The sequence below is a fragment of the Micromonospora coriariae genome (assembly GCF_900091455.1).
GTDB classification, from domain to species: Bacteria; Actinomycetota; Actinomycetes; order Mycobacteriales; family Micromonosporaceae; genus Micromonospora; species Micromonospora coriariae.
This window is the reverse complement of sequence record NZ_LT607412.1, coordinates 6,539,039-6,564,506: the sequence shown is the minus strand read 5'-3', so window position 1 is coordinate 6,564,506 and position 25,468 is coordinate 6,539,039. Positions and strand designations below refer to the sequence as shown.

General features: G+C 70.6%; 18 protein-coding genes and 1 pseudogene. 10 read left to right on the top strand and 9 right to left on the bottom strand.

Annotation, left to right across the window (positions count from 1 at the left end; translation table 11 throughout):
• Window positions 1-2 precede the first annotated feature (2 nt).
• The 5 genes from GA0070607_RS30615 to GA0070607_RS30595 all read left to right on the top strand — a co-directional run bounded on the left by GA0070607_RS30615 (window position 3) and on the right by GA0070607_RS30595 (window position 6,657).
• Window positions 3-866 carry a carbohydrate ABC transporter permease gene (locus tag GA0070607_RS30615; protein WP_408630858.1) on the top strand — a complete coding sequence of 288 codons (864 nt, stop codon included), beginning with the start codon at window positions 3-5 and terminating at the stop codon, window positions 864-866.
• A 97-nt stretch (window positions 867-963) separates the two neighbouring features.
• Window positions 964-3,339: a beta-xylosidase/alpha-l-arabinosidase gene (locus tag GA0070607_RS30610; protein WP_231930558.1), complete on the top strand. Its 2,376-nt coding sequence runs from the start codon at window positions 964-966 to the stop codon at window positions 3,337-3,339.
• 7 nt (window positions 3,340-3,346) lie between these two features.
• Window positions 3,347-4,372: an acetylxylan esterase gene (locus GA0070607_RS30605; protein ID WP_089021309.1), complete on the top strand. Its 1,026-nt coding sequence runs from the start codon at window positions 3,347-3,349 to the stop codon at window positions 4,370-4,372.
• A gap of 12 nt (window positions 4,373-4,384) precedes the next feature.
• Window positions 4,385-5,236: a M15 family metallopeptidase gene (locus GA0070607_RS30600; protein ID WP_231930544.1), complete on the top strand. Its 852-nt coding sequence runs from the start codon at window positions 4,385-4,387 to the stop codon at window positions 5,234-5,236.
• 110 nt (window positions 5,237-5,346) lie between these two features.
• Window positions 5,347-6,657, top strand: coding sequence for an RICIN domain-containing protein (locus GA0070607_RS30595; RefSeq protein ID WP_231930541.1), 1,311 nt, complete (start codon window positions 5,347-5,349; stop codon window positions 6,655-6,657).
• 45 nt (window positions 6,658-6,702) lie between these two features.
• Here GA0070607_RS30595 and GA0070607_RS30590 read toward each other — a convergent pair whose 3' ends face one another.
• A complete protein-coding gene (locus GA0070607_RS30590) occupies window positions 6,703-7,662 on the bottom strand; it encodes a helix-turn-helix transcriptional regulator (protein ID WP_089021307.1) in 960 nt (319 codons plus the stop codon).
• 178 nt (window positions 7,663-7,840) lie between these two features.
• Here GA0070607_RS30590 and GA0070607_RS30585 point away from each other — a divergent pair, with 178 nt between their 5' ends.
• Window positions 7,841-9,838 carry an elongation factor G gene (locus GA0070607_RS30585; RefSeq protein ID WP_089021306.1) on the top strand — a complete coding sequence of 666 codons (1,998 nt, stop codon included), beginning with the start codon at window positions 7,841-7,843 and terminating at the stop codon, window positions 9,836-9,838.
• Between the two features lie 46 nt (window positions 9,839-9,884).
• Here the strand turns inward: GA0070607_RS30585 and GA0070607_RS30580 are convergent, their stop codons facing one another.
• From GA0070607_RS30580 to GA0070607_RS30550, 7 genes are all read right to left on the bottom strand, one after another.
• Window positions 9,885-10,676, bottom strand: a complete 792-nt coding sequence (locus tag GA0070607_RS30580) for a maleylpyruvate isomerase family mycothiol-dependent enzyme (protein ID WP_089021305.1) — start codon at window positions 10,674-10,676, stop codon at window positions 9,885-9,887.
• 110 nt (window positions 10,677-10,786) lie between these two features.
• Complete coding sequence (locus GA0070607_RS30575; protein ID WP_089021304.1) at window positions 10,787-12,280, bottom strand: MFS transporter; 1,494 nt, start codon at window positions 12,278-12,280, stop codon at window positions 10,787-10,789.
• Between the two features lie 47 nt (window positions 12,281-12,327).
• Window positions 12,328-12,957: a TetR/AcrR family transcriptional regulator gene (locus tag GA0070607_RS30570; protein ID WP_089021303.1), complete on the bottom strand. Its 630-nt coding sequence runs from the start codon at window positions 12,955-12,957 to the stop codon at window positions 12,328-12,330.
• 138 nt (window positions 12,958-13,095) lie between these two features.
• The gene (locus GA0070607_RS30565) at window positions 13,096-14,007 is read right to left on the bottom strand and encodes a Gmad2 immunoglobulin-like domain-containing protein (protein ID WP_231930538.1); all 912 of its coding nucleotides are present in this window, start codon (window positions 14,005-14,007) and stop codon (window positions 13,096-13,098) included.
• Window positions 14,004-15,497, bottom strand: a complete 1,494-nt coding sequence (locus tag GA0070607_RS30560; RefSeq protein WP_089021302.1) for a sensor histidine kinase — start codon at window positions 15,495-15,497, stop codon at window positions 14,004-14,006. The genes GA0070607_RS30565 and GA0070607_RS30560 overlap by 4 nt, the downstream gene beginning before the upstream one ends.
• A gap of 13 nt (window positions 15,498-15,510) precedes the next feature.
• Window positions 15,511-16,191 carry a response regulator transcription factor gene (locus GA0070607_RS30555; protein WP_089021301.1) on the bottom strand — a complete coding sequence of 227 codons (681 nt, stop codon included), beginning with the start codon at window positions 16,189-16,191 and terminating at the stop codon, window positions 15,511-15,513.
• A gap of 105 nt (window positions 16,192-16,296) precedes the next feature.
• Window positions 16,297-17,019 carry an FHA domain-containing protein gene (locus tag GA0070607_RS30550; RefSeq protein ID WP_157743321.1) on the bottom strand — a complete coding sequence of 241 codons (723 nt, stop codon included), beginning with the start codon at window positions 17,017-17,019 and terminating at the stop codon, window positions 16,297-16,299.
• Between the two features lie 123 nt (window positions 17,020-17,142).
• Between GA0070607_RS30550 and GA0070607_RS30545 the strand changes: the two genes are divergently transcribed.
• Entirely contained in the window at window positions 17,143-20,487 is a 3,345-nt protein-coding gene (locus tag GA0070607_RS30545) for an NACHT domain-containing protein (RefSeq protein WP_157743320.1), read from the top strand.
• A 184-nt stretch (window positions 20,488-20,671) separates the two neighbouring features.
• Here GA0070607_RS30545 and GA0070607_RS30540 read toward each other — a convergent pair whose 3' ends face one another.
• Window positions 20,672-21,250, bottom strand: a complete 579-nt coding sequence (locus GA0070607_RS30540; RefSeq protein ID WP_089021298.1) for an AMIN-like domain-containing (lipo)protein — start codon at window positions 21,248-21,250, stop codon at window positions 20,672-20,674.
• A 634-nt stretch (window positions 21,251-21,884) separates the two neighbouring features.
• Between GA0070607_RS30540 and GA0070607_RS30535 the strand changes: the two genes are divergently transcribed.
• The 3 genes and pseudogenes from GA0070607_RS30535 (at window position 21,885) to GA0070607_RS34225 (ending at window position 25,156) form a co-directional block, all read left to right on the top strand.
• Window positions 21,885-23,768 (top strand): FG-GAP-like repeat-containing protein, encoded by a 1,884-nt coding sequence (locus GA0070607_RS30535; protein WP_089021297.1) that lies wholly within the window; start codon window positions 21,885-21,887, stop codon window positions 23,766-23,768.
• A gap of 269 nt (window positions 23,769-24,037) precedes the next feature.
• Window positions 24,038-24,445 (top strand): annotated as a pseudogene (locus GA0070607_RS34230) (snapalysin family zinc-dependent metalloprotease); the annotation flags it as partial.
• Window positions 24,440-25,156: a S1 family peptidase gene (locus GA0070607_RS34225; RefSeq protein WP_408630929.1), complete on the top strand. Its 717-nt coding sequence runs from the start codon at window positions 24,440-24,442 to the stop codon at window positions 25,154-25,156. The pseudogene GA0070607_RS34230 and the gene GA0070607_RS34225, both read left to right, overlap by 6 nt.
• Window positions 25,157-25,468: the final 312 nt, after the last annotated feature.

The following is a 25,468-nucleotide window of genomic DNA, read 5'->3' as shown; positions in this document are numbered from 1 at the left end:
CAGTGGCCGAAAATGCGCTGACGTCCCCCTCGTCGCCGCCCCGCCGTCCGTTCTCGTGGGGCAGTCCGCTGACCTACGGGCTGGCCCTCGCGGTCGCCGCCGTCTCCATCGCCCCGGTGGTCTACGTGATCGTCGGCGGCTTCCGCACCACCCCGCAGATCGTCGCGGACCCGGCCGGGCTGCCCGACCCGTGGGTGTTCGACAACTACGCCAGGGTGCTGACGCGCAGCGACTTCTGGCAGCAGGCGTTCAACAGCGCGGTGATCGCCCTGGGTACGACGCTCAGCGTCGTGCTGTTCGGCGTCTGCGCCGCGTTCGTGCTCGCCCGCTACAGCTTCCGTGGCCGGGAGGCGCTCTACACCTTCTTCACCCTCGGTCTGCTCTTCCCGGCCGGGGCGGCGATCCTGCCGCTCTATCTGATGCTGCGTGACCTCAACCTGATCAACTCCTACTACGCGGTGATCCTCCCGCAGGTCGCCTTCTCGCTGCCGCTCACGATCGTGATCCTGCGTCCCTTCCTGGCCGCCGTACCCCGCGAGTTGGAGGACGCCGCGGCGATCGACGGCGCGGGCCGGCTCGGTTTCCTCTGGCGCGTCATGCTGCCGTTGTCCCGGCCCGCGCTGGTCACCGTCGGGGTCCTCGCGTTCGTGGCGAGCTGGAACGCCTTCCTCCTGCCGCTGCTCGTGCTCGGCGACGCCAGCCTGCACACCCTGCCGCTGGGCGTGCAGAACTTCTCCAGCCAGTACACCTCCGACACCGCGGGAATCCTCGCGTTCACCTCGCTGGCGATGCTCCCGGCGCTTCTCTTCTTCACCTTCGCCGAGAAGCAGATCGTCGGTGGCCTGCAGGGCGCGGTGAAGGGCTGAGCAGCACCGGTACGCGCAGAGAGCCGAAACACCGCATAACCGTCTACCTGTTCGCCCAGTGGTCCCTCGTACGGGGGCCGCTGGGCGTCGGAGGAAAGTGACCGACAACGTGACGCTGGACATCGAACGAAGCACCGCGACCTGGAACGACCCGACGCAGGAGTTGACCACCCGTGTCGACGCCCTGGTCGCCGCCATGACCCTGGCGGAGAAGATTTCGCAGCTCTACGGCGTGTGGGTCGGAGCCTCCGCCGACGGCGGTGAGGTCGCCCCGCACCAGCACGAGATGGAGGAGCCGGTCGACCTCGACGATCTGCTCGCCACCGGGCTGGGGCAGCTGACGCGGCCGTTCGGCACCGCACCTGTGGACCCGGCGTTGGGCGCGCTGTCGCTGCTGCGGACCCAGCAGCGCATCGCCGCCGCGAACCGGTTCGGCATTCCGGCCCTGGCCCACGAGGAGTGTCTTGCAGGCTTCGCCACCTGGGGCGCGACCGCGTACCCGGTGCCGCTGTCCTGGGGGGCCACCTTCGACTCCGGTCTGATCCGGCGGATGGCCACCCTCATCGGTGCGGACATGCGCCGCCTGGGTGTGCACCAGGGGCTCGCGCCGGTGCTCGACGTGGTCCGTGACGCCCGGTGGGGGCGCGTCGAGGAGACCATCGGCGAGGACCCGTACCTGGTGGGCACGGTTGCCACCGCGTACATCCAGGGGCTGGAGACCACCGGTGTGGTGGCCACCCTCAAACACTTCGTGGGCTACTCGGCCTCCCGGGCCGGGCGCAACCACGCGCCGGTCGGCATGGGCCCCCGGGAGCGGGCGGACGTGATGCTGCTGCCGTTCGAGATGGCGGTCCGCGAGAGCGGCGCCCGATCGGTGATGCACGCCTACACCGACACCGACGGGATCCCGTCGGCGGCCGACGAAGAGCTGCTCACCGGCCTGCTCCGGGAGACCTGGGGGTTCACCGGCACGGTGGTCGCCGACTACTTCGGCATCGCCTTCCTGCACACCCTGCACGGGGTGGCCGGCAGCTGGGGCGAGGCGGCCGGTGCCGCGCTCGCCGCCGGGGTGGACGTCGAGCTGCCCACTGTGAAGACGTTCGGCCTGCCGCTGCGGGAGGCGATCGCCGCCGGGCAGGTGCCCGAGGCGCTGGTGGACCGGGCGGTGCGCCGCGTGCTGCTGCAAAAGGCGCAGCTCGGGCTCCTCGACCCGGACTGGAACCCGGTGCCGCCGGCGCTCGACGGCGTCGACGTCTCCGACCCCGACGCCGTGCGCGGCACCGTCGACCTGGACTCGCCGGCGAACCGGGCGCTCGCCCGGGAGGTGGCCGAGCAGGCCATCGTGCTGCTGCGCAACGACGGCACCCTGCCGCTCGCCGGGCCGGCGCGGATCGCGGTGATCGGCCCGCAGGCCGGGAGTCCGACGGCGGCCCTCGGCTGCTACTCGTTCCCGGTGCACGTCGGTTCCCACCACCCGGAGCTGCCGGTCGGCATCGAGCTGCCCACGCTGGCACAGGCGCTGGTCGGCGAGTTCCCGACGAGCGAGGTGGTCGTCGAGGTCGGTGTGGGCATCGACGACCTCGACACCAGCGGTGTCGCCGCGGCCGTCGAGGCGGCGCGGGACGCCGACGTGGTGATCGTGGCGCTCGGCGACCGGGCGGGACTGTTCGGCCGGGGCACCAGCGGTGAGGGCTGTGACGCCGAATCGCTGGCCCTGCCCGGGGCACAGCAACACCTGCTGGACGCACTGCTGGACACCGGCACGCCGGTGGTGGTCACGCTGATCGCCGGCCGGCCGTACGCGCTGGGCCGGGCGGTCGACGAGGCCGCGGCCATCGTGCAGTCCTTCTTCCCGGGCGAGGAGGGGCCGGCGGCGATCGCCGGGCTGCTCAGCGGGCGGGTCGAGCCGCAGGGGCGGCTGCCGGTCAGCGTGCCGCGCAGCCCCGGCGGCCAGCCCACCACCTACCTCGCCGCCCGGTTGGGGCACGCCAGCGACGTCTCCAACCTCGACCCCACCCCGGCGTACGGCTTCGGGCACGGGTTGAGCTACACCACGTTCGACTGGTCGGAGCTGGCGGTCGAACAGGCGACGGCGGAGACCGATGGCGAGCTGCGGCTGGCCTTCACGCTGCGCAACAGCGGCGACCGGTGGGGCAGCGAGGTGGTGCAGCTCTACGCGCACGACCCGGTGGCCTCGGTGGTGCAGCCGGTGCAGCGGTTGATCGGCTACCTGCGGGTGCCGCTGGACGCGGGCGCGGGTCGCCGGATCCAGGTGAGCGTGCCGGCGGATCTGTTCTCGTTCACCGGGCGGGACGGCCGGAGGGTGATCGAGCCCGGGGCGCTGGAGCTGCGCCTCGCCTCGTCCAGCACTCAACCCCGGCTGGTGGCGGCCGTCGCGCTGACCGGGCCGGCACGGCAGGTGGACCACACCCGACGGATGCATCCGCTGTTCACCGTCCAGACGACCGTCTGAGCGCGCCGTGTACACCGACCTGCCCGAGGAGCAGCTGCGCGGCTACCGCAGCGCGGTGCGGGAACCCACGGACTTCGACCAGTTCTGGGCCGGCACCCTGGCGGAGGCTCGGGACGCCGGATGGCCGGTCCGGGCCGAGCCGGTGGCGAGCGGGCTGGCCGGCATCGACGTGCTCGATGTGACGTTCGCGGGCTTCGCCGGCCAGCCCGTGCGGGCCTGGCTGCGGGTGCCCCGCGGCGCCGGCACGGCGCTGCCGACCCTTGTCCAGTACGCCGGTTACGGCGGCGGGCGGGGGCACCCGCTGGAGAACCTGCTCTGGGCGTCGGCCGGGTTCGTGCATCTGCAGATGGACACCCGGGGGCAGGGTTCGGGCTGGAGCCGGGGCGACACCCCGGATCCGGGCGCCGCCGGCCCGGAGGCGCCCGGGGTCACCACCCGGGGCATCACCGACCCGCGCACGTACTACTACCGGCGGCTGATCACCGACGCGGTCCGGGCGGTGGACGCCGTCCGGACCCTGCCGGTGGTCGACCCGACCCGCGTGGCGGTGCTCGGGCACAGCCAGGGCGGCGGGCTGGCGCTCGCGGCCGGCGCGCTGGCACCCGGCCTGCGGGCGGTGGTGGCCTCCGTGCCGTTCCTCTGTGACATCCCGCGTGCGGTGGTCGTCACCGACGCCCGCCCGTACCGGGAGATCCGCGACTACCTGGCGATCCACCGGGACGCCGAGGATCGGGTGCTGGCCACCCTCGCGTACGTCGACGGGGTGAACTTCGCCCGGCGCTGCCGCCGGCCGGCGCGGTACTCGGTGGCGTTGATGGACGACATCGTGCCGCCGTCCACGGTCTACGCCGCCGTCAACGCCCACGCCGGGCCGACCGAGTTGTCGGTCTGGCGGTACAACGGCCACGAAGCCGGCGGCATCGACGACGACGAGGCGGCGCTGCGCTTCCTCGGCGAGCACCTGGGCGAGGGCGACGGCCCGCTTCGCCGGCGGCCGGACGCCGATCCGACGCGGAGCCTCGGCCAGGCCTGATAGACAGGACGGGTGCGCAGGTCAGGACGGGTGGGCGGCGCCGCCGCGCTGGTGCTCGTCGCGCTGCTCGGCGGCTGCTCGCGGCCGCAACCCCGCCCGGCGCCCACGATCACGGCGCCGACGTCGTCGAGCCCCGTCCCGTCCAGCCCGGCCCGGTCCGCCGCCGCCCGGCTGCCGGGGTTCGTGGTGCTGACCGACCTCGACCCCCGCATCCACAGCGACATCCGGTACGCCACCGCGCACAACTTCGTCGGCCGGCCGATCAGCGGCTACCCCGAACCGCTCTGCCTGCTCACCCGGCCGGCAGCCGAGGCGCTGCGGCGGGTGCAGGACGCCGCGCTCGCCGGCGGGCACAGCCTCAAGGTGTACGACTGCTACCGACCGCAGCCGGCGGTGGACGACTTCGTGGCCTGGGCGAAGCGCCCCGGCGAGCAGCAGAGCAAGGCCGAGTTCTATCCGGACGTGGCCAAGAGCCGGCTCTTCGCCGACGGCTACATCGGGGCACCCACAGCGCACAGCCGGGGCAGCACCCTGGACCTGACCCTGGTCGACGAACCCGCCGCCAGCCAGCCCGCGTACGATCCCGGCCGGCCGCTGGTCGCCTGCACCGCGCCGCAGGGGCGGCGCTTCGCCGACAACAGCATCGACATGGGCACCGGCTTCGACTGCTTCGACGCGAGGGCGCACACCGCCGACCCCCGCGTCACCGGCAAGGCCCGGGACAACCGGCGACTGTTGCTGCGGCTGATGACCGACGCCGGGTTCGTCAACTACGACCGTGAGTGGTGGCACTACCGGTACCGCGACGAGCCGTACCCGGACACCTACTTCGCCGCGCCGGTCGCCCGCTCCTCCGTCGGTTGACGCCAACCGGGCCAACGCATAACATTTCGTCAATCTGTAAACATTGTGAACAGTCGTTCACGTCGACGCGGCGGCGCGCGTCCCCAGGCCACCACCGAAGGGACGATCAGGTGATCGCAGAACTCTCCACCCGTGCCAGCCGGATCATCGCACTGCTGGCCGCGCTGGTCGTCACGCTGAGCGTCGGCGTCGCCGTCAACTCCGCACGTGCCGCGCAGGCCGCTCCGACGTTCAAGGTCCTGGCCTTCTACAACGGCACCTGGGACCCGGCACACATCGACTTCGTCCGGGACGCCCGTGCCTGGTTCCCGCAGGCGGCCGCCCAGTACGGCTTCTCCTGGGAGGCGACCACCAACTGGGGCCTGCTGAACAGCGCGAACCTGGCCCAGTACAAGGTCATCATGTTCCTCGACGACGCGCCGCCGACCGCGCAACGGGCCGCGTTCCAGCAGTACATGCAGAACGGCGGGGCATGGCTGGGCTTCCACGTCAGCGCGTGGACCGACAACCCGTCGAGCTGGAGCTGGTACTACAACACCTTCCTGGGCACCGGCTCGTTCCAGACGAACACCTGGGGCCCCACCCGGGTCACGTTGCGCGCCGACAATCGCACCCACGCCGCCACCCGCAACCTCCCGGCGACGTTTCCGTCGTCGATCAGCGAGTGGTACTCCTGGAGCAACGACCTGCGGCAGAACCCGGACATCGACATCCTCGCCTCGATCGACCCGTCCAGCCTTCCGGTCGGCACCGACCCCAACCAGTCCTGGTACAGCGGCTACTACCCGCTCGTGTGGAGCAACAAGCGGTACAAGATGCTGTACGCCAACTTCGGCCACAACGCGATGAACTACGACACCAACACCGGGTTGTCCTCCACCTTCGACAGTGAACCGCAGAACCGGCTGCTGATCGACGGCCTGCACTGGCTCGCCGGAGCCGGCACCAGTCCCACCCCGACGCCCACCCCGCCCGCCGGCCCGATCTCGCCGACCGCCTGGCACACCGTGGTCAACCGGGGCAGCGGCAAGTGCGTCGACGCGCGGGCCGCCGCCAGCGCGAACGGCACCGCCATCCAGCAGTACGCCTGCAACGGCAGCGCCGCGCAGCAGTACCAGTTCCCGCCGACCAGCGGCGGCTACCTGCGGGTCAACAACCGCAACAACAGCGCTCAGGTGCTCGACGTGACAAACGTGTCGACCGCCGACTCGGCCCGCATCCAGCTGTGGTCGTACAGCGGCGGCAACAACCAGCAGTGGCGGGCCGAGTCGGAGGGCGGCGGCTACTACCGCCTGGTCAACCGCAACAGCGGCAAGTGCCTCGACGTGCCCGGAGCGTCCACCGCCGACAGCGTCCAGCTCGTGCAGTACACCTGCAACGGCACCGCGGCGCAGTCCTTCCGGCTGGTCCCGCAGCCGTAGACCCGCTTCGCGCCGCCTCCGGTCCGGCCGGCTCTGCAACGGCGGCTACGACGCCTGACCAGCGCGGCCGAACCGGGCGGCGACGGTCCGGATGACGGCGCGCAACTCCGGTGGATCGACCACGTCGAAGTCCACCTCCAGGGTGCCGAGGAAGGCGGCCAGGTTGGCCAGTGACTCCCCGCCGGTGTGCAGCAGGCAGGTGTGGTCGTCGACGGCCTCGAGCAGGCCGGCAGTGCTGGGGATGCGCTGCGCCATCCGCTCGGCCGGCGCGTGCAGGCGTACCCGGGCGGGGTGTGGCCACGCCGTGGAGCCGACGCCGCGCAGCACGTGCGCGACCGCATCCCCACCCGGCGGCTCCCGGGGTGCGAAACGCGGACCGGTCGGCACCCGGGGCCGGATCCGGTCGGCGCGGAAGGTCCGCCAGTCGGCCCGGTCGGTGTCCCAGCCCAGCAGGTACCAGCGCCGCCCGGTGTAGACCAGCCGGTACGGCTCGACGTCGCGTACGGTCACCGTTCCGTCGTGCCCGGCGTAGTCGAAGCGCAGCCGCTCGCGGCGGTGCACAGCGGTGGAGACGGCGGTGAGCGTGTCGGCGTCCACGGTCGGGCCGCCGGCCGCGGCGGAGACCGTGGCAGCGCGCAGCGCGTCGACCCGGTGTCGCAGCCGCGACGGCAGCGACTGCTCGAGCTTGGCCAACGCCCGCAGTGACGTCTCCTCGATGCCGCGTACCGAGCCGGACGCGGCCGCCCGCAGGCCGACGGCCACCGCCACCGCCTCGTCGTCGTCGAGCAGCAGCGGCGGCAGGGCGGACCCTGCGCCGAGTCGATAGCCGCCGGCCACACCGGGTCGGGACTCGATCCGGTAGCCGAGCACCCGTAGCCGCTCGACGTCGGCGCGCACGGTGCGGGCGGTGACCGCCAGCCGGTCGGCCAGCTCAGCGCCGGACCAGTCACGGTGGCCCTGCAGGAGGGCGAGCAGCCTCAGCAGCCGCACGGAGGTCTCCACCATGTCGCCCAGTCTGCCGGAGATCAGCTCGACCTCCGACGCCCCGTTAATCGGTTGCTCGTCCCGACGAGGGGCTGATGAACTACCCGAAACCGCCACCAACTTCAGGGAGAAGCAATGCGCGCTGCGTCGATGTCCGGCCAGAAGGGACCTGTCACCTACCTGAAGGACACGACGCTTCGTGAAGACCCTCAACCTCGGCATCCTGGCGCACGTCGATGCCGGTAAGACCAGCCTGACCGAGCGACTGCTGTACGCCGTCGGCGTGACCGACCGGCTCGGCAGCGTCGACGCGGGCAGCACCCGCACCGACTCCCTGGCACTGGAGCGGCAACGCGGCATCACCATCCGCTCCGCCGTCGTCTCCTTCGTGCTGGACGACGTGACAGTCAACCTGATCGACACGCCCGGTCACCCGGATTTCATCGCCGAGGTCGAGCGGGTGCTCGGCGTGCTCGACGGCGCGGTGCTGGTGATCTCCGCGGTCGAGGGTGTCCAGCCGCAGACCCGGGTGCTGATGCGTACGCTGCGCCGGTTGCGCATTCCCACGCTCATCTTCGTGAACAAGGTCGACCGGGCGGGGGCTGACCCCGAGCGGGTGATGCGGGCCGTCGCGGAGAAACTGACCCCGTCCGTGGTGGCGATGGGGTCGGTCGCGGGGCCCGGCAGGCGGGACGCCCGCTGCACGCCGTACGGCCCCGCCGACGTCGGCTTCACCGACCGGCTGCTCGACCTGCTCGCCGGTCAGGACGACGCGCTGCTCGCCGACTGGGTGGCCGACCCCGCGACGCTGCCGTACCCCCGGCTGCGCCGGGCGCTGGCCGACCGCACCGGCCGGGCGCTGGTCGAGCCGGTGTTCGCCGGCTCGGCCATCACCGGCGCCGGAGTGGACGCGCTGATCGCCGGGATCACCGAACTGCTGCCCACGGCCCAGGGCGACGCCGAGGCCCCGGTCTCCGGCACCGTGTTCGCCATCGAGCGCGGCCCGGCGGGGGAGAAGATCGCGCTGGTCCGGCTCTTCGCCGGCACCATCCGGGTCCGGGACCGGATCCGGGTCGGTGCGAGCGGCGCTGCGGTGGTCACCGCGGTACGCGTCGTCGCCGACGGGGCGGACGTCGCGGCGTCGTCGGTCGGCGCGGGCCACATCGCCCGGCTGTGGGGCCTCACCCAGGCGCGGATCGGTGACCCGGTCGGCGTACCCCCGGAGCGTGCCGGCACTGACCGCCAGTTCGCACCGCCCACCCTGGAGACCGTCGTGGTCCCGGCCCGCGCCGCGGAGCGGGTCACGATGCACGCCGCCCTGAGCCAGCTCGCCGAGCAGGATCCGCTGATCAACCTCCGGCAGGACGACCGGCAGCACGAGATCACCGTCTCGCTCTACGGCGAGGTGCAGAAGGAGGTCATCCAGGCCACCCTGGCCGACGACTTCGGGGTGGCGGTGACCTTCCGGGAGACCAGCACGGTGCACGTGGAGCGGGTCTGCGGCGTGGGCGAGGCGGTCGAGGTGATCGCCGTGGCGCCCAACCCGTTCCTGGCGACCGTCGGGCTGCGGGTGGCCCCGGCGCCGGTCGGCGCGGGCGTGAGCTTCCGGCTCGGCGTTGAGCTGGGCTCGATGCCACAGGCGTTCTTCGCGGCCGTCGAGGAGACCGTGCACCGGACGCTGCGCCAGGGGCCGCACGGCTGGCAGATCCCCGACTGCGAGGTGACGATGACCCACGCCGGCTACTGGGCCCGGCAGAGCCACTCCCACGGCACCTTCGACAAGAGCATGTCCAGCACCGCCGGGGACTTTCGTAACCTCACCCCGCTGGTGCTGATGACCGCGCTCACCCGGGCCGGCACCCGGGTGCACGAGCCGGTGCACCGGTTCCGGCTGGAGGTGCCGGGCGATGTCCTCGGCACCCTGCTGCCGGCGCTCGCCCGGCTCGACGCGGTGCCGACCGACACCACCGGGCAGGGCACGTCGTACCTGGTGGAGGGGGAGATTCCGGCGGGTCGGGTGCACGCGCTGGAGCGTCGCCTGCCGTCCCTGACCCGGGGTGAGGGTGTGCTCGAAACCGCGTTCGACAGGTACCGGCCGGTGCGGGGCCCGGCCCCCACCCGGGCACGCTGGGACCACAACCCGCTGGACCGCAAGGAGTACCTGCTGGCGGTCGCCCGCCGGGTCGTCGGCCGGTAGCCGGGTGTGCCGCGCGGGCCGGGTGACCGGCCCGCGCGGCACCAGCTCAGAAGCCGGCGAAGACCCGCCGCAGGTCGTCCAGGCTCACCGCGCCGGTCACCCGCACACCGTCCGGGGTGTGCTGGGGGCCCAGCCGTCCGGTGGCGAGGCGCAGCCACGCCTCGGCCGGGGCGATCAGTTCGCCGTCCGGCCGCTCCGGCGCGTCGGTCAACTCGATGTGCTCGCCCAGCCGCAGCCCGTACGTCTGCTCGGGCTCGTGCAGCCGGACCAGCAGGGTGGCCTCCCGGCCGGCGAGTTCCTGCGGCCGGCCGGTCCACGCCAGCATGCCGCCGATCTGGTCGAGCAGCAACGGCACCGCCCCCGGCGTCACCGCCGCGAACGGGTTGAACGCGACCTCGACGTCCCACTGGTGCAGCGCGAACTCGCTGAGCCGGAACCGGCCCGCGGTGGCCACGTCGACCGGGTCCGGCAGGAAGCCGAGGTCGATCCGCAGCGAGGCCCGGCTCTCGGCGTCCAACGCCTCGTACGCCTCGACGAGCCGCTGGTTGGCCTCGAGGAAGCCGGCGGCGTGCTCGGCCGGGGGCATCGCGTCCCAGCGTTGCCAGACGCCGCGGTTGAAGTCGCCGTCCGGTGCGGGCGCGCCGGTGCGGGCGGCGGTCAGCGTCGCGAGGTTGATCTCCGCGCCGCTGCCCAGGTGGCTGAGCACCTGGGACACCTGCCACTCACTGGCCCCCGACGGCAGAAGGAGGTCGTCCTCCTTGAGGTCCCGGACGAGCGCGGCGAGCTCCTCGTGGCCCGCGCGCAGAGCACTGATGATCTGGTCGGCAGCCGTGGACATATGTCTCCTCAATGGATTTTTCGACGGTGGTCGGGACGTTACCGGACGCGGCCGCCGGCCGGCCCATCCCCGGGTGGGGAGCGGACCGGCCGGCGGACGCGTCGGTCGGCTCAGCCCATGTGCACAGCGTTGCCGGCCGGGATGTCCTCCCTGCGCACCTTGATCAGGATCAGGGTGGCCAGCCCGGCGAGCACGATCAGGGCCGCGCCCCAGGCGAACGCCACGCTGTAGCCGTGCACCAGCGCCTCGATCTGGTTGGCCGGGTTCGGCACGTGCGAGACCAGGTAGGTGGCCACCGCGCTGGTGTACATGGTGTTCAGCAGCGCGGTGCCCAGCGAGCCGCCGATCTGCTGGGTGGCGTTGAGCGTCGCGCTGGCCGCGCCCGCGTCGTGCTCCGGCACCCCGACCAGGGCGAGACTGGACAGCGGCACGAAGGTGAAGCCGAGACCCATGCCGAGGATGACCTGGGCCGGCAGCAGGTGGGTGAGGAACGACGTGTCCACGTCGATCTGGGTCAGCAACAGCATGGCCACGGCGGCGAGCACGGCACCGCCGACCATCAGCGGCTTGGCGCCCAACCGTGGCATCAACTGGCTGGCGCCGCCCGCCGCGATCAGCACGCCGGCGGTGACCGGCAGCGAGGCGAGCCCGGCCTCCAGCGGCTTGTACTGCAGCACCACCTGGAAGTAGAAGGTCAGGAAGAGGAACGCGCCGAACAGGCCGGCGCCGATCAGCGTCGACGCGAGGTACGCCCCGCCCCGGTTGCGGTCCAGGATGATCCGCAGCGGCAGCAGCGGGTGGTTGGAGCGCAGTTCGATCGCCACGAAGGCGGCGAGCAGCACCACGCCGGCGGCGATGAAACCGAGCGTCGCGGTGGCGTCCCAGCCGTCCTCGGCGGCCTTGGTGAAGCCGTACACCAGGGAGACCAGACCGGCGGTGACGACGACCGCGCCGGGCACGTCGTAGCGGGTGTTGCCGTGCGCCCGGCTCTCCGGCACCAGCGGCAGGGCGAAGGCGATCGCGATGGCGGCGACCGGGATGTTGACCAGCAGGCACCAGCGCCAGTCGGCGTACTCGGTGAGCACCCCGCCGAGCAGCAGGCCGACCGCGGACCCGCCGCCGGCGATCGCGCCGTACACGGCGAACGCCTTGGCCCGCTCGGTGGCCTCGGTGAACAGCACGGTGAGCAGCGCCAGCGCGGCCGGGGCGAGCAGCGCGCCGAAGGCGCCCTGCAACGCGCGGGCGGCGAAGAGCATCCCGCCGGTGGTGGCCAGACCGCCCAGCGCGGAGGCCAGCGCGAAGCCGGTCATGCCGACCAGGAAGGTGCGCTTGCGGCCCCAGAAGTCGGCGATCCGGCCGCCGAGCAGGAGCAGGCCGCCGAAGGCCAGCGTGTAGGCGGTGATCACCCACTGCCGGTTCGCGTCGGTGATGCCCAGGTCGGACTGGGCCTGGGGGAGTGCGATGTTCACGATCGTGGCGTCCAGGACCACCATGAGCTGCGAGACCGCGATAACGGCCAGCGCGATCCAGCGCCGCGGGTGCGGCGCGTTCGTCGACGTCTCGGCGCCGGGCGCGCCGGGAGCTGTCGAGGTAGTTCCGGGCATGATGAAGCCTTCCGTGTTTCGGTAGGTCAGGAGCGGAGCCGGTCAGGTCAGGGCTGGGCCTGGCGGTTGGGCTGGTAGCGGAGCACCGGGATCAGCACCTGGTCGACGACCTGGATGAGGAACGCGTCATCGGCGGGTAGGCCGTGCGCGACGATTCGGGACATGGTGAGCGCGGGCGCCAGGTCGTGGAACAGATCGCGTTCACCGGCCTCCGGCGGGATCTCGCCGCGGGCGGCCGCACGGACGAGGATGGCGGTGCTGGCCACCCGCCCGGCCGGTAGGACCTGGTGGCGTACCAGTCGTTCCAGCTCGGGGTTGGTCCGCATGGCGAAGGTCAACGCCTGCATCAGGTCACAGTCGGCCACGCAGATGGCGGCCGTGGCGCGCAGCAACTCGATCAGGTCGCCGCGCAGGGAGCCCGTGTCGGGCGGGTTGTGTACGCCCACGTGCCGGTCGCGCAGGGCGGCGACGACCAACTCGGCCTTGCCGTCCCAGCGCCGGTAGATGGTGGCCTTGCTGACGTGGGCCCGGGCGGCGATGGCGTCGATGGTCATCCGGTCGTAGCCGACCTCGCGCAGCAGGTCGATGACGACGGCGAAGAGGTCTGCCGCGGTGCACCGAGCGGCCCGGGCAGCCGGCACCCCGGCACCCGCGCCCACCTGCTGACCACCCAGCATCTCGACCCCCCCGCGAAACGATGTCGTACTGACCCTAGTTCGCGTTCTGGAGATCGTGCAGGCTTTTATGAGTTGCGTCGCACCGGGTCGACGAAACGATTACGTTTCCATCCGATGGCCGGCAGGTGAACCGGGTGCTCAGCCTCCGGAAGGGGCGAGGAGCACCGGGACGACGACCGTGTTGATCCGGGAACCGTCCCGGGCGGACACCTCGTACACCTCGATGGTCCCGCGCTGCTCGCGGGCCGTGTGCCAGCCGACCACCACCCGGTACCCGCCCCGGCAGCCGCTCCCGCAGCTCGCGGTGCCGAAGCCGGTGGCCACCTCCCGGCCGGCGGCGTCCAGGACCCGGACGCTCACCGTGGCCTCGAACACGTCGGCGGTGCCGGTGACGGTGAGCGGGGCGGTGACGCGTTCGCCGACACGCGGGCCGGAGACCACGATCGGCGGTAGGAGATCCGCGTAGTCGGCCCGGCCGACCGGGCCGCCCCCGCCGAAGCGGACCTGCCGCACGGTGGGGAACTGGGTGAGGGTCCACACCACCTGTGCCTCGCGCAGCCGGCGCTCCACCCGGTCGCCGGTGGACGGGACGGTCCCGAGCGTCGCCACGCCGTCGGTGATCCGGGTCACCTCGACGCCGGTCGGCAGGAGGGTGGCCAGCCCGGTCGCGGCCTCCGCCGGCGTGGGCCCGGCGGCCAGCTCGGTCAGCGCCAGCCGGGACGTCGCCACTGTGGCCGGCCGGGTCCGGTGGGTCGGGACGAGCCGGCCGGAACGGACGTACCACAGCTCGATGGTCACCGTGGCCGCCCGGGGGCGCGTACCGGTGGCGGACGGCGCCGGCGGGAGGGTCGGGGTGCCGGTGCGCGACGGTCGCGGTTCCGCGGATGGCGTGGGGGTCGGGTCGGGACGTTCGGTGGGCGCGGGGGCGCTCGACGGCGCGGCGGTGGGCGCGGGCCCGAGGACGCCGGACCGTGGGGTGCCGCACCCGCCGACGAGCACCGCGGCGATGAGCACCGGCGCCGCCAGCCGGGCAGCACTCCGCGGGCTCACCCCGCACCGCCCGACGGCGCGGTGCGGGCCGCGCGCCCGCCACCGGGCGGACGCGCCGAGGCCTGGTCGTCGGGGTGCTCGATCTGGCGCGGGGCGCCCTCGCGCGACCGGGCGGGGCCCGGGGCGGGCAGCTCCAACCGGAATCGGCTGCCCACGCCCGGCTCGCTGTGCGCGGTCAGCACCCCACCGAGCAGGACGGCGTGTTCCCGGGCGATGGCCAGCCCCAGCCCACTGCCCGGCGCCGAACGGGACGGGTCGACCTTGTGGAACCGGTCGAACAGGCGGGGCAGGTGCTCGGGCGGGATGCCCGGTCCCTGGTCGGTGACCTCGAAGACGACCAGCGGGCCTTCCCCGGCCACGGTGGCCCGGATCTCGCCGCCGCCGTGCTCGACCGCGTTCGCGACGAGGTTGGCCAGCACCCGTTCCAGCCGGCGCGGGTCGGTGCGCAGCGCGACCGGATCACCAATGACCAGCACCCGCTCCGACCAGCCGCGTGCCGCGACGATCCCGCGCAGGAGCGCCGGCGCGTCCACCGGCTCCATGGTCGGCCGCTCCTGGCCGGCATCCAGCCGGGAGATCTCCATCAGGTCCTCGACCAGCCGGCGAAGCCGGACCACGTCACCGACCAGCAGCCGTGCGGCCGGTCGGGCGTCGTCGGGCAGCTGGTCCAGGTGCTCGCGCAGCAACGAGGCCGCGGCCACCAGGGCGGTGACCGGGGTACGCAGCTCGTGCGCGACGTCGGCGGTGAACCGCCGCTCCCGTGCCTGCGCCGCGGAGAGCGCGGCGATCTTCGACTCCAGCGCCTCGGCCATCTCGTTGAACGACGCCGCCCAGACGCTGAACTCGTCCCGCCCGCGTACCGGCAGACGGGTGGCGAGCAGGCCCTCGGTGAGCGCCCGGGCGGCCCGGCTGGCCCGTCCCACCGGCTCCAGCGTGCGGCGGGCCAGCAGGTGTCCCACCCCGGCGGCGAGCAGCACCACCAGCACCCAGCCGGCCAGCAGCGCGGTGCGCAGCTGACCCAGGTCGGCGGCGATGTCGTCCTCGACGGTGATCACGTACAGCTCGGCGGTCGAGCCGGGGATGCGTCCGCCGACCACCAGCAACCGTGGGCGCTCCGCTGGCGCGGACCGCTGGTAGCCGAGCTGCCCGTCCGCGACAGTGGCCCGCAGCCGGGTGCCGAGCGTCGGGGCGTACGACGGGTGCGAGGGGCGCGCTGGACCGTCGACGAGCACCACGTGCCGGCCGCTGCCCTCGAAACTGGTGAGCAGTTCGGTGCTGCGCTGGTCGGACAACGGCAGGAACTGTCCGGCGAGGACGAGTTGGTAGCGGGCGTCGGCGGCGGCCTGGTGCAGTGAGGCGTCCAACCAGGACTGCCGCAGCAGCAGCCCCGTGCCCCCGGCGAGCAGGCCGGCGGAGACCCCGGCGACCAGCACGAAGGCGATCGTCAGCCGGCGCCGCAGCCGGCCCGGGGGTACCGCGCGTCCGGCCATCGCGGACCTCCTGTCAGCCCGTGGAGAGCTTGTAGCCGGCGCCGCGGACTGTGCGTACCAGCCGAGGGTGCGCCGGGTCGTCCTCGACCTTGGCGCGCAGCCGCTGCACCGCCACGTCGACCAGCCGCGAGTCGCCCAGAAAGCTGTGGTTCCAGACCAGATCCAGCAGCAGTTCCCGGGTGAAGACCTGCCCGGGGCGGCGGGCCAACTCCAGCAGCAGGCGGAACTCGGTGGCGGTCAGCGCCACCTCCCGGCCGTCCCGCCGGACCACGAAGCTGCCCGGGTCGATCTCCAGGCCGCCGACCTCGATGATGCTCGACGTGACCGGCGCGCTCGCCCGGCGCAGCACCGAGCGAACCCGGGCCACCAGTTCAGGCAGGTCGAACGGCTTGCGCAGGTAGTCGTCCGCTCCGCACTCCAGCCCGACCACCACGTCGAGCGTGTCGGTGCGCGCGGTCAGCATCAGGATCGGCACCTGGCTGCTGCGCCGGATCTCCCGGCAGACCTCCAAGCCGTCCAGACCGGGCAGCATGACGTCGAGCACGATCAGATCGACCGGGCGGGCCCGCCACGCCGCGAGGGCCTGCCGCCCGTCGACGGCGGTGTCGACCCGGAAGCCGGCGCGGCGCAGACCGAGGGCGGTGACCTCCCGGATGGAGGCATCGTCCTCGACCACCAGCACGCGGCCCTCCATGAGCTGAGGGTAGACCCGCCGCGACGGTACGCAGCCCTGGCGAAACGGTCGGAGTCGGCGGTCGGCCTGGCACCTATCGTGAGCCGCTATCCGTTGCGGTGGCCACTACGGCTGTCGCCGCTTCGATATGTACACGGCCGCGTCGAGCAGAAACGTCAGCAGGACCACTCCGACACTGAGTTGATCATTGTGTTCTAGAAGGTACTCAACCGAGTGGTCCAGCCTCTCGGCGTTCAGATACGTCCCGTTGGTGCTGCCCAGGTCCCGTACGGTGAAGTTGATCCCGGTCCTCGAAATCACCGCGTGCTCACGTGACACCGATGAGTCGGGCAGGGTGACGAAGCAGGTGGAGCTGCGCCCGATCATCACCGGTCCGTCCGGCAACTCCCATATCTGGCCCCTGGCTCCGCCGCGCCTTGCCTCGAGGAATCCGCACGGCGGGGACGCTCCTCCCGAGGAGGGGTCGCCGTCGACCGGCTGGACCTTCGTCGGCAGGCGATGGAGCATCTGACTCGCGTCCGCTGTCGTCCACTTCACGTGGAGGCGGTCAACTATTTCGTCCGGGTCGGGCGCCCCGACCCATTCGGCGAGCCGCCGCACCAGCGTCTGTACCTTGGGCCACGGAAGCAGTACCTGACCGCGCATCGCCTGGCTGGCGAGGTCGATAACAACTGTGGCGAATGGATCCTTTTGGTCCGAAAGCGACAGATTGAGCAACTCCAAACCGGGTGAACCTGCCTGGCGATGGAGGTTCCGCAGCTCCGAGGTGAAGTCTCGCAGGTGCTCGGCGACCTCTCCGATCGGAGGGAGCGCGGACGGATTTGGCACGACCCCCCCTTGCCGTAGCGACGGATCGACAAGTATGCGAAGCATACTAGTGTGGGTGCCGGAGAGGCGACCGGGAGCGTCCGGCTGGTTCCGTGCGTCCAGACTGGCTTCCAGGAGATGCGGATGATTGACGTGGCCCTCGGGGGCTTAGCCAAGGCCATCGTCACGCGAGTGGCAGGCGATTGGCTCAGACATCGGTCCGCGAAAACTAGGCCTGCAAAGGGCCTGGTAGAGCTCATCGAAGTGAGCTTTGCGGACAGATTTGTCCGCCGGGAGTTCAGCCGTCAGGTCGAGTCGGTCTGCGATCAGATCGAACAACGACTCATCAAGACATGGGACGGCAAGTTCCGCTATCTGGATAAAGAGGAACGCAAGGCGTGCATCCAGGCTGTGATTGCGCATATCACACTCCGTCGCACCTCCGACCGAGATCTCTTCGAGGCCGACATGGACGCGGTCAAGCTCGCGCAGAACCTGCGACGAGCCTACGGGTCGCTGTCGCCTCACGGCCTGAGTGACGAAGGGGAAGCGTTCTTCGACCGCCTGCTCGTCGACTCGTGCGACTATCTCATCCGAGTCGCACAGCTGCTGCCGGACTTTGGTCCACGGGTTGATGTGGAGATTTTGGGACGCCTCACCGCGTTGTCGGATGAAGTTCGCCAGGTCCTTGCCCGGATGCCCCGGTCGGTACGCACGAACACCGTCGACGAGGACGCATCATTCCTGCAGAGTTACCTGTCGTTCATCAGCGAGGATTTGGACACATTGGACCTTATCGGTGTTGACGCACCGGACGATCCCAAGAGGGCAACCCTCAGTGTCGCCTACCTCGGCCTGACGGTCTCGGCCAGCCGGCCGAGACCCGCCCGAGAGAGTGGGACGGGACGGCACTGGTTCGGGTCGCAGGGTAAAGGCGGTGAGCACCAGCGGTCCCGGATAGAGGACGCCCTCGGCAAGAACCGCTTGACGGTGATCCGAGGCGAAGCCGGCTCAGGCAAGACGACGCTGCTCAAATGGCTGGCGGTCACTGCCGCGAGGTCGAGCTTTGTCGACTCCCTGGTCGGATGGAACAGCTTGGTTCCCGTCCTACTGACTCTTCGTCGATTCGACAGCAAGGACCTGCCTGATCCTTCGGGCCTGGTCCGCGCAGCCGTGCCAGCCATCGCCGCCGAAGAACCGGCGGACTGGGCGGCCCGCCAACTTCGGGCAGGCCGCCTGCTAATCCTAGTCGACGGGGTGGACGAACTGGCGGCGAGCCGACGTCGAACCATTGCCGCATGGCTGGGGCAGCTGGCTCGACTCTACGACGCGCATGTCCTCGTCACGACCCGTCCTGCGGCGGTTCCGGTTGACTGGCTCGAAGAATTCGGGTTCAAGACCGTGATGCTTGAGCCCATGAATCGCCTGGACGTGCGCGTGTTCATTCGACAGTGGCACCAGGCGGTATGGCACGCCAGTCGTGTACGGGGACGAGAACCGGACCGAGGGCTCGTCGAAGCGGCGGAACGGCGAATCATGGGCCAACTCGACGCTCGCCCTCACCTGAGGAACCTGGCCACCACACCGCTGCTCTGTGCTCTTTTGTGTGCTCTGAATTTCACCCGAAGAGGTTTCCTGCCTCCAGACCGGATGGAGATATACCGGGCGGCTCTCGACATGCTTGAGCTGCGGGAGACAGAACGGGAGCTGCCCAGGTCCGCAATCTCTTCCTTGACCATGCGGCAGCGGCAGTACCTGCTGCAAGGGTTGGCTTGGCGGCTTGCGGAAAGAGCAAATTCGGAGGTGTCCAAGGAGAGGGCGATCGCCTGGACAGAGAGCAGGCTGCGCCGTCTTCCCGTAGCTGGCGACCTGCCTTCAGCCTCCTCGATAATCGGTGACTTCGTTGCGCGGAGCGGGTTGTTACGCGAACCTGTTCCCGGGCGGATCGACTTCATTCACAGATCTTTTCTCGAATTTCTCGCCGGCAAGGAGGCCGCCGAGGAAGAGCACCTCGACCTCCTCGTCGACAAAGCACACCTGGACCAATGGCGTGAGATCGTCATCATGACCGCAGGGCATGGTGGGCCAAAACTGCAGGGCGAACTGCTCGATGGGATCCTGGACCGCGCTGAGCGGGAACCGCGACGGGCGCGGACGCTGCGCCTTCTCGCGATCTCGTGCATGGAGACCGCGACTTCTCTCACGGAGGGGCGCCGCAAGCGACTTGAGGAGTGCCTCGGCCAGATTTTGCCACCCCGGAACGCAGCAGAAGCGAGATCGCTGTCCTCTGCGGGAGAGCATCTGCTCACACGCCTGCCCAATTCACTAGCCGAGAATGCACCGACCTCGGCGGCAGCCGTGATTCGGACCGTGGTGCATATCGGGGGCGAACACGCGATTGCCAAGCTGAAGCTTTACCGCCGCGACAGCCGGCCGGCGGTCGTCGCGCAGCTGATTTCGGGCTGGGACTACTTCGACGCTGAGGAGTACGCCAAGGAAATCTTGGCCGACTCGCCCTTGATCGATGGGGGGATTGAGTCTTCGGACCCCCGCCAGGTACGCGCGCTCCGACACCTCAGAAACCTGCGTACGCTCACCGCGATCGTGGACCTGGACAGCGTTGAGGAGGCGACCAAGCTTCCGCAACTGACTACCCTCGTGGTCAGGGGCAGGTCCACGCGACAGTTCCCGGTGGAGAGGCTGGCGCAGCTGCCGTCGCTCGACGCGCTCCACAGTCTGGTGATGGAAACCCCGGTGCCAGCCGAAGCGGTGGCGTACCTGGCGGATCTGCCCTCGCTGCGGAGGCTCCATGTCACGTTCGCCGACTCGCCTTCCGATCTTTCATTCTTGAACGGGCTTCCCAAGTTGGAAGCGCTTACCATGAAGTCGCTGCGGCAGGTTACCGACCTTGCGGCGCTCGAGGATCTGGACAAGCTCCGCGAGCTGTCGCTCTGGCACTTGGCGGAGGATAGTTCGATTCGTCTGGATCGGCTGGCTCGAGGGCTTGAGGACCTGACGCTCGTCGAGTATTACGGGACAGGACTAGGCCAGAGCCTCAGTGCCCTCACGGAGCTCCGTCGCGTTCGTGTTCTTCAAAGCGATGGGCTGCGGTCTGTTGCTCCACTGGCAACGCTCAAACTGACGGAATTGGTCCTTCGCGACTGCGACAAGGTCGCCGAAGTGTCCACCATCGGCTCGATCACGACGCTCGAGAGCCTGGCTCTGATCGACTGTGGCGTGTCGGATCTCGACTTCCTTGCCCGGCTACCCCGACTGCGAGATCTCTACCTTCGGCTGGACGACCCGTTCGATCCGACGGTGTTAGGCCCGCGACAACAACCTGTCCGGGTTCATCTCGTCGGCGGCCAGCAGCTTGTTCCCGCGGAAGTTGGCGGTCTGCCTACCGGTGTTCAAGTACGCAGGCTGTGGAACGTGGTGCCTTCCTGGGATCACCGACGGGGCTGGGTAATCACGGGGCTGTCACGGTGAGCGGCGAAATTGGTCGCGATTCCGATCCCATGAGCAGTGCCGACCATGCCGTCCTCTCCTGGTGACCTCTTCGGTTGCACCGAAAAGGTCACCAGGATCTAGCCCTGCGGGTGCCTCAACGTCCTGCCGAGCGTGACCGACGATGGGCGCAGCCGGCCATTTCCCCCCGAGGAGACCGTGTCGGTCACTGCTGCCACTGGTGGGCTACGTCGAGGACGATCCGGCTGTGCCCGCCGGGGCCGGCTAGTACGAACGTGCGGAACGGCAGCCGGGCCCGCACGCCGACGGCGAAGGTCGTGTAGCCCTCGAAGCTGCCGCCGAAGACGACGTCGCGCAGCGTCGGGTACCGCAGCAGGTTCGCGGCGTGCTCACCGACCCGGTACGGCACGGTGCCCAGGCGGGAGTCGTCGTACGCGGGGGCCCGCAGCGAGACCCGCAGCAGCGCGCCTCCGGCGGTGTACGGCGACAGCGCCAACCCCTCGCCCTCGGTCCACGTCTCGCCGTAGGCGATCGCGTACCCGTTGACCGACCCGGCGAACTCGAACACCACCCGGTCGTAGCAGTCGTGCCGTCCGGTCCGCACGTCGACCAGCGGGGCGGTGCTCAGCGCGCCGGCCGACTTCTCGGCGCTGCCCCAGGTGATACCGCAGTACGGCGCCATGGTCGTCGCCGTGGTGGTTCCCGCCGCGGCGCCGTTGCCCGCGCCGGCGACCAGCCCGACGAGCACGACCGCCAGCGCCGTCAGTGCGCTCCTGATCCTCATCGTGGTGCCTCCGTCTGATGCTCGGGGCCACGCCGCGGCGGCGTTGCCGGTGACCCTCTGCCGCCACCGTCGTCCCGCCTCGGCACAGGCACTTCGCTGCGGCGTAACCGCTGGGTAACAGCCCCGACCACGGTCCAGCAGCGGGCTGCCCCCACCAGATCGGCCTGTTGTCGTTGGACTCGGGCGCGAAGTCGGGCTTCCGACTGCGGGTACGAGGCCCAGTCCCTGATCGTGTGCCGTCTCGGCGGCCTCGAGCATCCCGGCGTGCGCGCGCCGGCCAACGATCCGGTGTGGGTAGCAGGTGCTCCGGCCCACCCCCGACAACGAATCGACGTCTTCCGTGCCGGTGCGGGGCGGCCGACCACCCTAATTCATGCCCGCAACTTCACGGGTCTGGCCGCCGGATCGCGGGACAGACGACGCCCCCCTCCCGCCGTAATCTCCACTTCGGACGCCCGGCGCTTGGCCAACGTCGGGAGGCGCGCTCCGGATGCGTCCGGGGCGACACGTGCGTCGAGCGCTCGACGACCCTGAGTCGCCCTCGATCATCCATGGTGCGGACATCCATCAATGACGAACGGGGAGGAAGACTGTGCGTGAATCAGGCGGGCGAAAGCTCGCGACAGTACTGCTGATGACTGGTGTTCTTGCTGTTCCGGGAGGGGTCCCGGCGCAGGCCGCCGCGGCGGCTCCGGCCTGTCCGGCGCCGGACACCCTGCTGGCGGGCCTGCGGGCCGATCCGCTCACCGACGAGGCGGCCGGGAATCCCGCTCTGCTGGAGAGCGTGAGCTGTGCCCTGCCCTGGGCCACCGCTGTCGTGCCGGCGGAAGGTGAGTACGACGCGTCGTTCGTGCTGTTCCGCTACGAGGATGTGGCACAGCAGTGGAAGCCGCTCAACGTCGGTTCGGGTGGGGTCTGCGACGAGACGGTTCCGGCCGAGATCGCGGCCCAGCTCGACGGTTGCCAGCTGAACGACCCGGGCGACGAGCTGCCCGACGACGATCCGGTCGACGAGACCGAGGATCCCGCGGCGCCCCAGGGCTCCGACGGTGGCCAGATGTCGACGTTGGCCTCCGCGATCGGTGGGACGATCACGCGAGCCGAGGTCCTGCAGCGTGCCCAGGGTTGGGTGGACCATCAGCCCGGCCCGTACAGCAAGAAAGCGTTCTCCTGGGATCCCACTCACACCCGCAAATACCGGCGTGACTGCTCGGGCCTCGTGGACATGGCCTGGCATCTGAACGCCGACCCCAGCACGCACACGCTGGACAAGTTCTCCACCGAGATCAACAAGGCGGACCTGCAGCCCGGCGACATCCTCAACCTCGCCGCGAGGCACGTCGTCCTCTTCAAGAGCTGGAAGACCGACCGTCGGCACTTCACCTACTACACCTTCGGTTCGACGCCGGTGAGGATCAAAACGGCGGCGATCGACGCCGGGAACATCGACAGCCACCGGGCTACCAGCTATGTCGCGCGGCGATACACGAAGATCGCGAAACCCTCCACGCCGCCGGCACCGCCGAAGCCGACCGGGCGTGCCGCCCCGACCGTCGCGTACGACCAGGGTGACGGCACGATGCGGATGTACCGCTGGTTGTCCGACGGTGATTCGTTCAACCGCACCACCGACTACGACTCCGGGGCCTTCCGGCTCAGTGCCGTCGGTGGCCGGATGGCCTCCGGTGACGTGGACGGTGACGGCAAGGACGACATCGTCATGGCGTACCAGCAGCCGGGCGGCACGTTCTCCTACTACGTCTGGCGCAACGGCAGTTCCGCTGCCCGTGTCTGGTACGACAGTGGGCCGTTCAACCTCGGCAACGTTGCCGGCCGTCTCGTGCTCGGTGACTTCAACGGTGATCGCAAAGCCGAGCCGGCTTTGGCGTACGACCAGGGTGACGGCACCATGCGGATCTACCGCTGGTTGTCCGACGGTGATTCCTTCAACCGCACCAGCGACTACGACTCGGGAGCCTTCCGGCTGAGCGTCGTCGGTGACCGGATGGCTTCCGGTGACGTGGACGGTGACGGCAAGGACGACATCGTCATGGCGTACCAGCAGCCGGATGGCACGTTCTCCTACTACGTCTGGCGCAACGGCAACTCGTCTGCCCGTGTCTGGTACGACAGTGGGCCGTTCAGCCTGAGCAGGGCCGGCGGCCGCCTCGTGCTCGGTGATTTCAACGGTGATCGCAAGGCCGAGCCGGCTTTGGCGTACGACCAGGGTGACGGCACCATGCGGATCTACCGCTGGTTGTCCGACGGTGATTCCTTCAACCGCACCAGCGACTACGACTCGGGAGCCTTCCGGCTGAGCGTCGTCGGTGACCGGATGGCCTCTGGTGACGTGGACGGTGACGGCAAGGACGACATCGTCATGGCGTACCAGCAGCCGGGCGGAACGTTCTCCTACTACGTCTGGCGCAACGGCAACTCGTCTGCCCGTGTCTGGTATGACAGCGGGCCGTTCAACCTCGGCAACGTCGCCGGCCGCCTGGTGCTGGGCAACTGGTAGCGACTGACCCGGGCAATGCCCGCGGTGCGGCCTCCGCACGGCCATGCGGAGGCCGCACCGCGGCGTAACGGCCGGTCAACACCCGTCGACCTCACCGCTATGACTCTTCCGCTATGCCGGACATCGACCATCGTCGTCTTAACATTGACGTATTTCGATGACCGGTGGCCGAGGGTCGCCGGACGACCGCAGGGGAGTGCGTGATGTTCCGACGACAAGTGCTGCGTGCGGCGCAGGCCGTACTGGTGGCCGTGCTGGCGGCGGCCGGGGTGCAGCTCGCCACCGGGGCTCCGGCCGCCGCCGTACGGACCGTCTACTACGACGCGAGCCGGACCGGCGAGTTCCGCACCAACTTCGACCAGGCCGCGCAGATCTGGAACAGCCGGGTCAGCACCGTCCGGCTGCAACCCGGCACCCCGGCCAGCATCACCATCTACGTCGACGACGGCTGGCCCCGGGCGCAACCGACCGGGCTCGGCTCGGGCCGGATCTGGATGGGCCGCACGGCAGTCAACCAGGGCTACGACCGCAACCGGATCGCCGCCCACGAGCTGGGCCACATCCTGGGTCTGCCGGACCGGCGCACCGGCCTCTGCTCCGACCTGATGTCCGGCAGCAGTGCCCCGGTCTCCTGCCGCAACGCGAACCCCAGCTCGGCCGAGGCGTCCCGGGTGAACTCGCTGTTCGCCGGCACACTCGCCGCGCCGGTCACCGGCGCGACGTACACCTGGGACGGCGCCGGGGACATCGGACCGACGGTGGTCGGCGGCCGGCCGGCCTCCGAGAACTACCCGTTCATGGTGTACGTCTCCGGCTGCACCGGCACGCTGATCAAGGCCAACTGGGCGGTCACCGCCAAGCACTGCTCGACGCCGTCCTCGGTCCGGGTGGGCAGCGTCAACCGCACCAGCGGCGGGACAGTCGTCCGGGTGACCCGCGCGGTCAACCACCCGAGCGTCGACGTCAAGCTGCTGCAGCTGGCCAGCTCGGTCAGCTACGCCCCGGCCCCTATCCCGACGACCTCCGGCGCGGTCGGCACCGCCACCCGGATCATCGGTTGGGGCCAGACCTGCCCCCGGCCGGGCTGCGGCTCGGCCCCCACGGTGGCCAACGAGCTGGACACGTCCATCGTGGCCGACAGCCGGTGCTCGGGCATCAACGGCCCCTACGAGATCTGCACCAACAACACGAACGGCACCTCCGGAGCCTGCTACGGCGACTCCGGTGGTCCCCAGGTGCGCCGGGTCAACGGGGTGTGGAACCTGATCGGCGCGACCAGTCGGGCCGGCAACAACAACTCCACCTGCGCCACCGGCCCGTCCATCTACGTCGATCTGCCGTCCATCCGGTCCTGGATGTCCACCCAGGTCGGTGGTCTGCCCGTCTGATCACTTCGGACACCCGAGGCGGGTACGCGCGACACGCGTGCCCGCCTCGCGTAGCCGGGTCGCCCAGGTGTCGCGCGCTGGGGTAGCGTGCCTGGCACATCGACCCATCCGAGGTGGTCTCATGCCTGCCGTCGTCGCACTCGTGCTGACCCTCGCACTGTCGCCCGCGCCGTCGCCCTCGGCCCCCCGGGCCCGGTCGGTGGCCTGCTCGGCGGCGTCGGCCAGATCGTCGACGATCTGCTCGGTGGCGGCAGCACCCCGAGTGGTTCCCCGAACCCGAACCCGAGCCCGAACCCGAACCCGAGCCAGACT